The organism is Salegentibacter salinarum (assembly GCF_900168115.1).
Lineage (GTDB): Bacteria > Bacteroidota > Bacteroidia > Flavobacteriales > Flavobacteriaceae > Salegentibacter > Salegentibacter salinarum.
The window spans coordinates 1-13229 of record NZ_FUZC01000013.1; the positions used below are offsets into that span (position 1 = coordinate 1).

The following is a 13229-nucleotide window of genomic DNA, read 5'->3' on the forward strand; positions in this document are numbered from 1 at the left end:
TTTGCTGAATTCTCACAATAAATCTTGTTTCAACCATAGGCTCATACACTGTTTCACCTATGTCTGTGAGATCTCCCGCGGTAAGACATATCACTTTCATTCCATATATCCGCATCATCTACACCCTGATCTCCGTATAGCTTTAGGACTTCGCTTTGTATGGCAAGCTCATCCAGATCAGCTATGCCTTATATGATGTTCGTGTTCCTCGGACCGGAACTTTGCCGCAGGCTTCCTTCAGATTCCACCTCACGATGGACACCCTTGCCTTTGGCTAATGATAGGTAGCTATAAACCCCCATAACGGACTTGCACCGTCAAGTGATATGCCATGCACGGCACACCACAAAAAAACCACCAGCGAATAACACTGGTGGTTTTTATATAAAATAAAACCTTTTACTTAAAACATTTCTCTTCCAGAGAAATGGAAAGCAGCTTCTATTTGTGCGTTTTCATCACTGTCACTTCCGTGAACGGCATTTTCACCAACAGATTTTGCGTATTTCTTTCTAATAGTTCCTTCAGCAGCATCTTCGGGGTTTGTAGCTCCAATTAAAGCTCTAAAATCTTCTACAGCATTGTCTTTTTCCAACACCGCCGATACGATTGGACCTCTTGTCATAAACTCTACCAACTCTCCAAAGAAAGGACGTTCGTTGTGTACTGCGTAAAATTCTTCAGCATCAGCGGTAGTCATTTGAGTCATTTTCAAAGCAACAATTCTAAATCCTGAAGCGGTAATTTGTTCTAATATCGCACCTACATTCCCGGCTTCAACAGCATCGGGCTTTATCATGGTGAATGTTCTTTTTCCTGCCATCTTATGGTTTTTTTAATTTTGGCAAAAATAATTAAATAAGCTGCAAATACAAGCTCCTTTAAGTTTTATATGAATTTAGCATTCAGGCAGCTGCATTTTTAAAGCTGTTCTTATTCTATGTACTTAACTAAATATTCCTGCTGAAGTTTATTCCCGACGCCTCGCATTTCCATTTTTACTTCTCCAGAATCAAAATCGAATTTTAGTAGCCCAAAACTCAAATCGCTCACCACCTCTCCTATTCTGTATTGATTGGGTTCCCCTCTGAAATCGGAATACGAATGCGTCATCCCGCTTGAAGTAAAATCGACCAATGGATAATTCAAACCTTCCATTCTTTGCTCTGAAAATTCTGAAATATGCCTGTCTCCGCTAAGTATAATTACATTTTTAGCTTCAGAAGCTTGTAAAAGCTCTTCCAGTTTTTTTGTTTCTGAAGGAAAATTTCCCCAGGTTTCAAATCCGTGTTCCGCTGAAAGTATTTGAATAGAACTTAAGATCACATTATAATCGGCAGTACTATTTTTTAATTCATTTTCCAGCCATTTCCACTGCTGAGTTCCCAGCACTGTTCCTTCAGCATTAATTTTATAGCGCTGCCCCGGTTTATCACTCGGTTCTAAATCAGATCTAAAATAACGCGTATCCAAAACAATTACGTTAATTGATTTTCCATCTTCTGTAAAAGTTTGTGAATGGTAAACACCTTCCCTCTCCCGGCGGGGATCATTTTCAGGAACATCAAAGAAATCGAGAAACAACTGCTGACTTTCCTCTTTAAATTCCCAGTCTTTTCCGGCATCATTTTTACCATAATCGTGGTCATCCCAGGTACCAAGAACCGGTATAGTTTTCCATAACTTTTTATAATTGGGGTGGTTCTTCTGTTCCCGGTAATCGGCTTCCAGCTCGTTCATATCATCGGTATCAGCATAAATATTATCGCCGCCCCAAAGAAAAAGATCCGGTTCTTCTTCTAAAATAGCGTCCCATAAAGGCTGGGCCTCATCCTGCCGGTTGCAACTTCCAAAAGCAATTATAAAATCGAAAGTTTCAGGAGCATCTCTGGCTTCATTGTGGGGAGTCTTAGAATTACTTCCGCAGGAAATAAATAGAAAAAAGCTTAGAAAGAGCGATAAAATTACCTTCATTTTTTGTTGATTTGTTGAATACAAAAATACAGATTGGTTTTTTAAGCTGGTATTAATAAATTGTATCTTTACTGATTACTCGATAAGCGAGCTATAGAAATTACAGCCTTGGGATTTTAAACTAAGGAAAATGAGATTTGAAACTTTTTATGTTTCATTTTTTTCAACTTAGCACCTATGGAAGGATGCTTTACATTAAATTATGATAGAACAAGCAATTTTAGAGATCACTGCCGAACTTTCCCAGGCCAAAAATATAGTTATTGTACCCCACAAAGGCCCCGATGGTGACGCCATGGGCTCCACTTTAGGCTTAATGCATTTTTTAAAAGATAAAGGCCACAAAGTAAATGTAATTACCCCTAACGATTATCCCCGATTTCTAAAATGGTTACCGGGAAATGACGAAGTCATTATTTATGAAAAAGATAAAGCTAATGCCGAAAATCTTATAACAGAAGCCGATCTGGTTTTTGCACTGGATTTTAATCATTTAGACCGGTCTGGCGATATGCAGCAGATTTTAACAGCTTCTGAAGCAGTTTTTATTATGATTGACCATCATCGCGAACCATCAGACTTTGCTAATTATACCTATAGCGATGCCGAAATGAGTTCTACCTGCGAAATGGTATATCATTTTATTGATAAATTAAGAGCCGTTCCTAAAATCACTCCAGAAATCGCAACCTGCCTCTATGTAGGGATTATGACCGACACGGGGTCTTTTAGGTTTAGTGCCACAAGTGCTGAAACCCACCGCGTAATTGCCGATCTAATTGATAAAGGCGCCGTAAATCACGAAATTCATAATAATATTTTTGATACCTATAATGAAGACCGGCTTCAGCTTTTAGGAACTGCGTTGCAAAACTTACGTGTAAAACCTAAGTTTAAAACGGCTTACATTAGTTTAACACAGGAAGAACTGGATAAACATAATTTTCAAAAAGGAGATACCGAAGGTTTTGTAAATTACGGCCTGGCAATAGAAAATGTGATTTTTGCCGTTATTTTTATAGAAAATAAACAGGAAGGAATTATAAAAATCTCGTTTAGATCTAAAGGTGATTTTAACGTAAATGAATTTGCAAGGGCTCATTTTGAAGGCGGTGGCCATAATAATGCAGCCGGAGGAAAAAGTGAACTTTCTATGGAAGACACCATTACAAAATTCAGTACAATTCTTCCTGATTATAAGGAATTGCAACAATGAATAAATACCTAATCTTTATAACAATACTCGCATTTGGAGCCTGTAAATCTCCCGAAGCCCGTTATCCTGTTACTCAGAAATCTGGTTCGCACATTAGCGAATCTATCGCTAAAAACCAGGAACTCCTGGAAAAAGAAATAGCACTTATTGAAACTGCTATAAACCGGGATTCTACTAGAGAATATCAATCGTCTCAGGATGGTTTTTGGTACACTTACCATAAGAAAATTGAAGATTCTACCGACTCTATTACGCCGGAATTTGGCGATATAGTAGAATTCGACTATAGTATCTCAACCATAAATGATGAAGTGATTTACGCTGAAGGAGAAAAAGCCACCAGAACATATGCTATAGACCAGGAGGAACTTTTTAGCGGATTAAGACAAGGCTTAAAATTAATGAAAGAAGGAGAAACCGTAACTTTTTTATTTCCTTCGTATAAAGCATTTGGATATTATGGTGATAAAAATAAAATAGGTACTAATTGGCCTATAAAAACAAAAGTCACGCTAAATAATATTACTGAAAAAGAAGAAATTCAAAATCAACAATAAGTAAACCCAGGCTATATAAAGCCTTTTTAATTTTTATAATAAATGAGAACCAGTAAATTTCTACTAATTTGCGCCATGGTATTTACCATGATTTCGTGTAATGATGAATATCCCGATTTGGAAGATGGGATGTATGCTGAATTTAAAACTAATTACGGAACTTTTGTCTCTGAACTTTATTTTGAGCAAACTCCAATAACCGTAGCCAGTTTTGTTTCCCTTGCCGAAGGCAATAACAAAATGGTAGACAGCACCCATAAAGGAAAAAAATATTACGACGGCTTAACTTTTCACAGAATTATAGACGGTTTTGTTATCCAGGGAGGTGATCCCTCAGGAACAGGAAGCGGAGGCCCCGGTTATAAATTTCCAGATGAAATTGTAGATAGCTTAAGTCACGATTCTAAAGGAATTCTTTCTATGGCTAATGCCGGTCCAGGAACAAATGGAAGTCAGTTTTTTGTAACGCTTGCTCCTACTCCAAATCTTGATGGCAGGCATACTGTTTTCGGGAAGGTTGTAGAAGGCCAGGATGTTGTAGATTCTATAGGTAAAGTTGAAACCGGCCCTCAAGATAGACCTTCAAAAAAGGTTACCATGGAAGAGGTAAATATCATTAGAAAAGGAAACGACGCTAAAGATTTTGAAGCACCAAAGGTATTTGAAGAAGAACTGCAGGCAATAAAAGATAAGGAAGATGCTGAAGCTAAAAAGCGCCAGGAAGCTAAAAGCGCCAAAGCTGAAGAATTTGAAAGCCACGAAGGTGATGCTGAAACTTTAGACAGCGGACTAAAAATTCATTACTTAAATGAAGGTGATGGTGACCGACCAAAAACCGGGCAAATGGTAGAAGTGCTTTACGAAGGCTATTTTAGTGATGGTGAGATCTTTGACACCAATAAAGAAGAACTGGCTAAAGAAATGGGCTTATTTAATGAAGCAAGAAAAAACCAGGGCGGTTATGGTCCTATGGCTGTAGTTTACGGCCCCGATGCACCAATGATTCCAGGATTTAAAGAAGGCATTCAACAGTTAAAAGTTGGTGATGAAGTCTTGCTATATATCCCTAGTCATTTAGGTTATGGTGAAAGAGGTGCCGGTGGTGTAATTCCTCCAAATACCGATCTTGTTTTTAAAGTAGAATTGGTAGGTATACAGGAATAATTTTCTGATTTTATATAAGAAAGGCTGTTTGAGTTTAAAATATTTCTTTCGTCAAGCTGAATTTATTTCAGCTTCTAAGTTCAATTGAAACAAGATCCTGAAACAAGATCAGGATGACGTGAGAAAATAACTCAAACAGCCTTTTTCTATTTACAATATTCCCGAATTATTTTTTTGGAATGTTCTTTAAAACTTCACGTAAAAATTTCCAGTATTTCTGGGCTGAAGTAATACTGGCGCGTTCATCAGGTGAATGTGCTCCTCTAATTGTAGGCCCAAAAGAAATCATATCCATTTCAGGATAATGGTTTCCAATTATTCCGCATTCCAATCCGGCGTGGCAGGCAGCCACATCCGCTTTTTCATTATGCAGTTTTTGGTATAATTCATCTACCACCTTTAAAATATCCGATTTAGGATTTGGCGCCCAACCGGGATATTCCCCAGATAATTTAACCTTGAATTTCGCCAGTTCAAAAGTCGCTTCTAAACTATTGGCTAAATCATCTTTTGAAGATTCTACTGATGATCTTGTAAGGCAGTTAATTTTCACTTTTCCCTCACCAACTTTTACGCTGGCAATATTGTTAGAAGCTTCAACCAAACCTTTAATATCAGGACTCATTCTGTAAACGCCGTTATGCGCTGCAGAAATCGCCTTAACTACCTCTTGCTGGTCTTCAACCTTCATTACTTCATTTGGAACTTCGGTTTCAGAAATTTCAATATCCATATTGGGTTCCAGGGAAGCAAATTCAGCTTTTATATCACGAACCTGTTGAATAATTTCAGTTAAAAAAGTTTCGGTATTAGATTTATCTACTACAACAATTGCTTCACTTTCGCGCGGAATGGCATTTCGTAGTCCGCCACCTAGAATGCTGGAAACGCGCAAACCAAAATCCCGATTAGAATCGAAAAGTACACGCGCCATAATCTTATTGGCATTAGCCAGACCTTTTATAATATCCATCCCGGAATGCCCCCCTTGCAGGCCTTTTACTTTTATCTGGTAACCAACCGAATTATCTGGAGTATGCTCTACTTCATAATCCCTAACCGCTGTAATATCTACTCCGCCGGCACATCCAATACCAATTTCATCGTCTTCTTCGGTATCCAGGTTTAAAAGAATATCTCCTTCCAGTAAATTAGAATCCAAACCTTTGGCACCGGTCATTCCGGTTTCTTCATCTATAGTAAATAAAGCTTCAAGAGCGGGATGCTCAATATCATTGCTTTCTAAAATTGCCATCATACTGGCAACGCCAAGGCCATTATCAGCACCCAGGGTTGTACCTTTGGCGCGCACCCAATCTCCATCTACATACATATTGATTCCGCTGGTTTCAAAATCAAAATCGGTATCGTTATTTTTCTGGTGCACCATATCTAAATGCGCCTGTAATACGATGGGTTTTCTATCTTCCATCCCCGAAGTAGCCGGCTTTTTTATAACCACATTTCCGGTTTCATCTACCAGGGTTTCAAGGTTAAGTTTATTTCCAAAATTTTTCATAAACTCAATAACCCGCTCTTCTTTTTTTGAAGGTCGTGGCACTTCGTTTAGATCGGCAAACTTATTCCATAAAATTTTCGGTTCTAATTCCCTTATTTCTTCGTTCATTGTTTTATATTTTGGTCTTTCACAAAGGTATTGGTATTAAACAAAGAAGGAAAATTTACAGGCTTTTTAAAACTTATTTAACCAAATGAAGAACAGTTATTTAAAATTTTAAGCCGTGTTTTGCTAATAATTGTAATTTTAAAAAGAAAACTACCTCGTAGCGAGCTCTTGAAGCAATTATAGAAAATAATGTTATTAATTTCGAGACAGACCTCGGAGAATCAAATCTCGATTATCGAGTGAAGAAGAAAGCACTATACATTTTAGCATTTCTGCTCCCCGTGCAGATCATTTTTATCATGTTCCTGGCCGGATATCCCGAGCTGGTAGAGAATTGGTACAGCCGACTTCTATATCCGCAATTTTCAAAATTAATGCGATACGGGCATGGATTTTTACCGTTTTCACTTGGCGACCTCTTATATACACTCTTCGGAATTCTAATACTCCGTTGGTTCATTAGACGTTTTAAGCAGAAATTTAAAAATTCAAGATTTTGGGTTGTAGATGCTCTTGCTGTTTTATCTGTGGTGTACGCCTGTTTTCATATTTTCTGGGGATTTAATTATTACCGTTTACCGCTTCATAAGGCCTTGGAAATTGAAAACGATTATACTACCGAAGAACTCCATCAACTTTCTGAAATATTAATCACCGAATCTAACAAACTCCATAATCAACTTAGCGAAAACGATTCGGTTAGCGTGGTAATTCCATATTCCAAGAACGAAATCTTTAAAAAAACCATAGAAGGCTATACCAATATCAGCAAAGATTTCCCTGAACTCACTTATAAAGGGGAATCCCTAAAACGCTCTTTATACAGTATTCCACTTTCTTATATGGGTTTCAATGGTTATCTAAATCCACTTACCGGGGAAGCCCAGGTCAATACCCAGATTGTGCCTTATAAAATCCCCACTACCGCCAGTCATGAAATTGGCCATCAATTAGGATTTGCAAAGGAAAATGAAGCGAATTTTATTGCCTGCCTTAGTACGATGAATCATCCCGATGCTTATTTCAGGTATTCAGGATATACTTTTGCCCTGCGATATTGTTTAAATGAATTATACCGAAGAGATCCAGAAAAGTTTGAAACTTTAAAAGCAAAACTCAATCCTGGAATTTTAGAAAACTACCGTGAAGTTGAAGAATTTTGGTTGGCGCACCAAAACCCGATGGAACCAGTATTTCAGGCATTTTACAACCGGTTTTTAATTGTAAATAACCAGGCCGACGGAATGAAAAGCTACAGTTACGTGGTGGCGCTTTTAGTTAATTATTTTTCTGAAGAAAAAAATAGAATTTAAAGTAATTATAAAGAATTTGGGACTAAGAAAAATAATTTCTCACTTAGTGTAAAAACCAATTTCGGCTTTGTTATAATTTTCTTAATTTACCGCCTTTAATTTCTAAGCCACATTTAATTCAACTACAATTTATGAAAATAAGACTTTTACTATGTCTGGTATTTCTGGTCGGTTTACAATCCAACGCCCAGGAATACTTTCCCAAAAACGATGGGGTGAAAAATCCGCAAACCAACTACACTGTATTTAAAAACGCAAAGATTCACGTAAGTCCGCAGGAAACAATAGAAAACGGAACGTTCGTGGTAAAAGATGGCAAAATCACTGCCATTGGAAAATCAGTTAGCGAACCGCAAAACAGTATTGTTATAGATTTAGAAGGTAAAGAAGTTTATCCGTCATTTATTGACTTATACAGCAGTTTTGGAATAAAAGAACCCAAAGAAGCCAGTAGCGGTAACGACCAGCCACAATATGATGCGAATCGCGAAGGGTATTACTGGAACGACCATATTAGGCCGGAAACCGGTGCAGTTAACTATTTCAATTACGATGAAAAAGCTGCAACTTCACTTCATAAAGCCGGGTTTGGCGCCGTAAATACACACGTTACCGACGGAATTATTCGTGGTACAGGGATGCTTGTAGCTTTAAACCCCGGCGGCACCGAAGGTGATCGCATTTTAAAAGATCGCTCTGCACAATACCTTTCTTTTGATAAAAGTAAACTTTCCCGACAGTCTTATCCAACCTCAACAATGGGTGCGATGGCTTTAATTCGCCAGGCTTATTTAGATGCCGAATGGTATGGAAAAGGAAAATCAGACAACAAGGATTTAGCCCTGGAAGCCTTAAACCGAAATAAAAATCTTACTCAAATCTTCGCTACAGATAATCTTCTCGATGCTCTAAGAGCAGGTAAAATCGGTAACGAATTCAATGTGGATTATGTGATTCTGGGAAACGGAGAAGAATATCAGCGTCTTCAGGAAATAAAAGAAACCGGAAGCACATTTATTGTTCCGCTTAATTTTCCCGATGCTTACGATGTGGAAAATCCTTTTTTGGCCGAACATGTAACGCTGGAAGAAATGAAAACATGGAACCAGGCCCCGGCTAACCTTAAAATGCTTGCCGAAAATGAAATTCCGTTTACCATCACCGCCCACGACCTTGAGGCTGAAAAAGATTTCAGAAATAATTTACTAAAAGCCGTTTCTTATGGATTAAGTAAAGAAGATGCGCTTGCCGCTTTAACCACTACTCCGGCAAGAATTCTTGGAGAAGAAGAGCGTTTAGGGACTTTAAAAGAAGGCGCCTGGGCGAATTTTCTTATAACTTCCGGTGATTATTTTGATAAAGAAACCAGTGTTTTCGAAAACTGGATCCAGGGAGAAAAAATGGTGATCAATAAAATGAATACTACCGATATCACCGGAACCTACGATCTTAATTTAGAAGGCACTACTTATGAATTGAAGATTTCAGGAAAACCCGAATCCCAAAAAGCAAGTGTAAAATCCGGAGAGATGAAGTTGGGTGCTAAACTTAGTTTTTCTGATAACTGGATGAATTTACTACTTTCTCCGGCAGATACTACAAAAACCGGGTTTACTCGTTTAGTGGCTAAAACTGATGATAGTAAAGATGACATTTCAGGAACAGCGTATTTAAGCGATGGTTCAGAGACTGATTTTACCGCGACTAAGAAAACTTCAACTGAAACCGCTGAAGCGGAAGAAGACGAAGAAGAAAATGGAGAAGATAAAGAGGAAGACATTAGAGAAATTATGCCGGTAAGTTTTCCGAATAAAGCTTACGGATTTTCAGAAATGCCGAAAGAAGAAACCATCCTTTTTCAAAATGCAACAGTTTGGACCAATGAAGAGGAAGGAATTTTAGAAAACACCGATGTCCTCGTAAAAAATGGAAAAATTTCCAGAATTGGAGAAAACCTTAACGCTGGAAATGCCAAAATTATTGATGCCACTGGAAAACACCTTACTTCAGGAATCATAGATGAACATTCTCATATCGCGGCTTCAGCTATTAACGAGGCCGGGCATAATTCTACCGCCGAAGTAACTATGGAAGATGTAGTAGACCCTACTGATATCAATATTTACCAAAATCTTGCAGGTGGAGTAACGACGGTTCAGCTTTTACATGGTTCGGCTAATCCTATTGGTGGGCGTTCTGCGATTTTAAGGTTGAAATGGGGTGAAGATGCTGAAGATATGATCTTTGAAAATTCACCAAAATTTATAAAATTCGCATTGGGTGAAAACGTAAAGCAATCCAACTGGGGAAGCCGTTCCAGGTTTCCGCAAACAAGGATGGGTGTAGAGCAGGTTTTTACTGATTATTTTACCCGTGCAAAGGAGTATGAAGAAGCTAAAGAAAATGATGACGATTTCAGGAGAGATCTTGAAATGGAAACCCTTCTCGAGATCATTAATAGGGAACGCTTTGTTTCAGCGCACTCTTACGTACAAAGTGAAATTAATATGTTGATGAAAGTTGCTGAAAATTTTGATTTCAGAATTAATACGTTCACACATATTTTAGAAGGTTATAAGGTAGCGGATAAAATGAAGGAACACGGCGCCGGTGGCTCAACCTTTTCTGATTGGTGGGCTTATAAATATGAGGTGAACGATGCGATTCCTTTTAACGCGCCAATTATGCATAGCCAGGGAATTGTAACCGCCATTAACAGTGATGATGCCGAAATGAGCAGAAGATTAAACCAGGAAGCAGCAAAATCTGTTAAATATGGAGGAGTTTCTGAAGAAGATGCCTGGAAATTTGTATCCTTGAATCCGGCAAAATTATTGCATATAGACGATCGTGTTGGAAGTGTAAAAACCGGAAAAGATGCTGATTTGGTTTTGTGGTCAGATAATCCCTTATCGATTTACGCAAAAGCAGAAAAAACCTTAATTCAGGGAAAAGTTTTCTTTGATATAGAAAGAGATGAAAAGTTGCGAGAAGAAATTCAGCAGCAAAGAAGTGAATTAATCACCCAAATGTTGGAGGCCAAAAATAAAGGCTTAAAAACTCAACCGGTAACGAAGAAAGAAGAACAGCATATCCATTGTAACACCCTGGAAGAAATCCATTAAAAAGAACAAATGAAGATGAAATATTTAGTATTACTTGCACTATTTACCTGCATAGGAAATTCTTTTGCACAACAAACCCCTGCTTCTAAACAAACCGAAGCAATCACAATAGTTGGTGCCACAGCGCACTTAGGAAATGGTGAAACAATAGAAAACAGTTTAATAATTTTTGAAGATGGGAAAATTACTCAGGTTTTGGATGCCACGGCTACAAAAATGCAATACCGCGGCCGAATCATTGAAGCCGAAGGAAAGCACGTATACCCAGGTTTTATTGCTCCCAACGCTACTTTAGGCCTAGTAGAGGTTGATGCAGTTCGTGCTACCGACGATGAGGATGAAATTGGATCTATGCTTCCGCATATTAGAAGTATAATCGCTTACAATGCGGAAAGCAAACTGGTAGAAAGTATGCGTCCAAACGGCGTTTTGATGGGGCAAATTGTACCGAGAGGTGGTACGATTTCGGGAACTTCTTCTATTGTACAATTTGATGCCTGGAACTGGGAAGACGCAGTAATTAAGGAAGACGATGGGTTGCATATTAACTGGCCAAGCAGTTTTACCAGGGGCCGTTGGTGGGCCGGGGAAGAACCCGGGATTAAACCCAGCGAAGGTTACCAGGAAGACTTGTTGAAATTAGAAGAATTTTTTGCTTCTGCAAAAGCATATTTAGAAGGAGGTAACGATAAAACCAACCTTGCTTACGATGCAATGAAAAACGTGTTTAACGGAGAAAAACGTGTTTTTATTCACGTAGATGGCAAAAAGGAAATCCTGGATGTTATTGATTTTAAGCAAGACCACGAATTAGAGCACCTGGTAATTGTTGGCGGTTACGAAGCTCATAAGGCTATCGAAGAACTTAAAGAGAATAATATTTCGGTTTTAGTCCAGCGTCCGCACGACCAGCCAAACAGTGAAGATCACGATTATGATTTCCCGTATAAATTAGCGGGAATCCTTCATAATAAAGGCGTGTTAGTAGCCCTGGAAAGCAGCGGAAGTATGGAACGTATGAATACCAGAAACCTTCCCTTTTACGCAGGAACTGCCGGTGCTTACGGTTTAGGGAAAGAGGAAGCTCTAAAATTAATTACCTCCAACACCGCCAAAATTCTTGGTATAGATGATATGGTTGGAACATTGGAAAAAGGAAAAACAGCTACCCTGTTTATTAGTGAAGGTGATGCGTTAGATATGCGTGGGAACGTTTTAACCCACGCTTTTATCCAGGGCCGCGAAGTAAGTCTTGAAACCCACCAGACCGAACTTTATAAGCGCTATATGGACAAATACGACAGCGCAAGTAAATAGAAGTAAATCAAAAAAATAAAGAGGTTAGCATTTATGCCCAAGTTGGTATTTTGTTAATCTCTTTTCTTTGCAATAGGTTTTAACTCCCTATTTTTACACCTATGGTTAAGCAAATTAGCAGTACGCAAAACAAGGAAGTAAAACACCTGCTCCAGCTTCAGGAAAAATCACGACTACGCCGAAAAGAAGGTATGTTTTTAGTAGAAGGCCAACGGGAAATTCAGTTAGCTTTAAAGGGAAAATTTGAACTTCAAGCGGTTTATTTCTGCCCGAATTTAATAAGTTTAGAGGAAGTTCAGAAATTCACTTCGACCGAAATTCAAATTACTGAAATTTCTTCAGAAGTTTATGAAAAAATAGCCTATAGAAGTAGTACGGAAGGTGTTTTAGCGATTTTTAAAACCAAGAAAAACAGCCTTGAAAGCATTAAATTTGAAACTAAAAACCCTTTAATTCTTGTTGCTGAAGCTCCCGAGAAACCCGGAAACATAGGTGCGATATTAAGGACTGCCGATGCTGCAAAAGTAGATGCTGTTCTTATCGCCAATCCTAAAACCGATCTATACAATCCAAATATTATCCGCTCCAGCGTTGGTTGTGTGTTTACCAATCAAATCGCTACTGGAAGCACTTCAGAAATTATTGATTTTTTGAAAGAAAATAACATCTCAATTTACGCTGCGACTCTGCAAGCTTCTAAACCGTATAACGACATAGATTTCACAGAATCTACAGCGATTGTAGTTGGCACCGAAGCAACGGGTTTAAGCGAAGAGTGGCGCGAAAATTCAACCCAAAATATTATTATTCCTATGCGGGGTGAAATTGATTCTATGAATCTTTCAGTTGCAGCGGGAATACTTATTTTTGAAGCAAAAAGACAGCGTGGTTTTTAGAAAAAACACCGTAGACAGCAAATATAATCCAGCATAAAAT

10 protein-coding genes are annotated in these 13229 nt (G+C 38.3%); 7 read left to right on the forward strand and 3 right to left on the reverse strand.

All coding sequences use genetic code 11. From position 1 onward, the window contains the following. Positions 1–403: 403 nt before the first annotated feature. A complete protein-coding gene (locus tag B5X53_RS14510) occupies positions 404–823 on the reverse strand; it encodes a nucleoside-diphosphate kinase (protein WP_079713956.1) in 420 nt (139 codons plus the stop codon). A gap of 110 nt (positions 824–933) precedes the next feature. Then, positions 934–1974: an alkaline phosphatase D family protein gene (locus B5X53_RS14515; RefSeq protein WP_079713957.1), complete on the reverse strand. Its 1041-nt coding sequence runs from the start codon at positions 1972–1974 to the stop codon at positions 934–936. Between the two features lie 202 nt (positions 1975–2176). On the opposite strand from B5X53_RS14515, the gene B5X53_RS14520 reads away from it, so the two are divergent. Genes B5X53_RS14520 through B5X53_RS14530 form a run of 3 tightly spaced genes read left to right on the forward strand, consistent with a single transcriptional unit; the run spans position 2177 to position 4911 of the window. Continuing rightward, on the forward strand, positions 2177–3190 hold the full coding sequence (locus B5X53_RS14520) for a DHH family phosphoesterase (protein WP_079713958.1): 1014 nt from the start codon (positions 2177–2179) through the stop codon (positions 3188–3190). Then, positions 3187–3747 carry a gliding motility-associated peptidyl-prolyl isomerase GldI gene (gene gldI / locus B5X53_RS14525; RefSeq protein WP_079713959.1) on the forward strand — a complete coding sequence of 187 codons (561 nt, stop codon included), beginning with the start codon at positions 3187–3189 and terminating at the stop codon, positions 3745–3747. The genes B5X53_RS14520 and gldI overlap by 4 nt, the downstream gene beginning before the upstream one ends. 42 nt (positions 3748–3789) lie before the next feature. Beyond that, positions 3790–4911: a peptidylprolyl isomerase gene (locus B5X53_RS14530; protein WP_079713960.1), complete on the forward strand. Its 1122-nt coding sequence runs from the start codon at positions 3790–3792 to the stop codon at positions 4909–4911. Positions 4912–5077: 166 nt separating this feature from the next. On the opposite strand, the gene B5X53_RS14535 is transcribed toward B5X53_RS14530, so the two are convergent. Beyond that, the gene (locus B5X53_RS14535) at positions 5078–6538 is read right to left on the reverse strand and encodes an aminoacyl-histidine dipeptidase (protein ID WP_079713961.1); all 1461 of its coding nucleotides are present in this window, start codon (positions 6536–6538) and stop codon (positions 5078–5080) included. A gap of 239 nt (positions 6539–6777) precedes the next feature. On the opposite strand from B5X53_RS14535, the gene B5X53_RS14540 reads away from it, so the two are divergent. The 4 genes from B5X53_RS14540 (at position 6778) to B5X53_RS14555 (ending at position 13189) form a co-directional block, all read left to right on the forward strand. Further along, positions 6778–7851 (forward strand): DUF3810 domain-containing protein, encoded by a 1074-nt coding sequence (locus tag B5X53_RS14540; protein ID WP_232764068.1) that lies wholly within the window; start codon positions 6778–6780, stop codon positions 7849–7851. A gap of 131 nt (positions 7852–7982) precedes the next feature. Then, entirely contained in the window at positions 7983–10976 is a 2994-nt protein-coding gene (locus B5X53_RS14545; RefSeq protein WP_079713963.1) for an amidohydrolase family protein, read from the forward strand. Positions 10977–10991: 15 nt separating this feature from the next. Continuing rightward, on the forward strand, positions 10992–12293 hold the full coding sequence (locus B5X53_RS14550) for an amidohydrolase family protein (protein WP_198550721.1): 1302 nt from the start codon (positions 10992–10994) through the stop codon (positions 12291–12293). A 101-nt stretch (positions 12294–12394) separates the two neighbouring features. Next, complete coding sequence (locus tag B5X53_RS14555) at positions 12395–13189, forward strand: TrmH family RNA methyltransferase (protein WP_079713965.1); 795 nt, start codon at positions 12395–12397, stop codon at positions 13187–13189. Positions 13190–13229 lie beyond the last annotated feature (40 nt).

Coding starts and splice junctions, on each gene's coding strand:
- B5X53_RS14520 (WP_079713958.1), top strand. CDS start 2,177: ATGATAGAACAAGCAATTTTAGAGATCACTGCCGAACTTTCCCAGGCC.
- B5X53_RS14530 (WP_079713960.1), top strand. CDS start 3,790: ATGAGAACCAGTAAATTTCTACTAATTTGCGCCATGGTATTTACCATG.
- B5X53_RS14535 (WP_079713961.1), bottom strand. CDS start 6,538: ATGAACGAAGAAATAAGGGAATTAGAACCGAAAATTTTATGGAATAAG.
- B5X53_RS14510 (WP_079713956.1), bottom strand. CDS start 823: ATGGCAGGAAAAAGAACATTCACCATGATAAAGCCCGATGCTGTTGAA.
- B5X53_RS14515 (WP_079713957.1), bottom strand. CDS start 1,974: ATGAAGGTAATTTTATCGCTCTTTCTAAGCTTTTTTCTATTTATTTCC.
- B5X53_RS14555 (WP_079713965.1), top strand. CDS start 12,395: ATGGTTAAGCAAATTAGCAGTACGCAAAACAAGGAAGTAAAACACCTG.
- B5X53_RS14545 (WP_079713963.1), top strand. CDS start 7,983: ATGAAAATAAGACTTTTACTATGTCTGGTATTTCTGGTCGGTTTACAA.
- gldI (WP_079713959.1), top strand. CDS start 3,187: ATGAATAAATACCTAATCTTTATAACAATACTCGCATTTGGAGCCTGT.
- B5X53_RS14550 (WP_198550721.1), top strand. CDS start 10,992: ATGAAATATTTAGTATTACTTGCACTATTTACCTGCATAGGAAATTCT.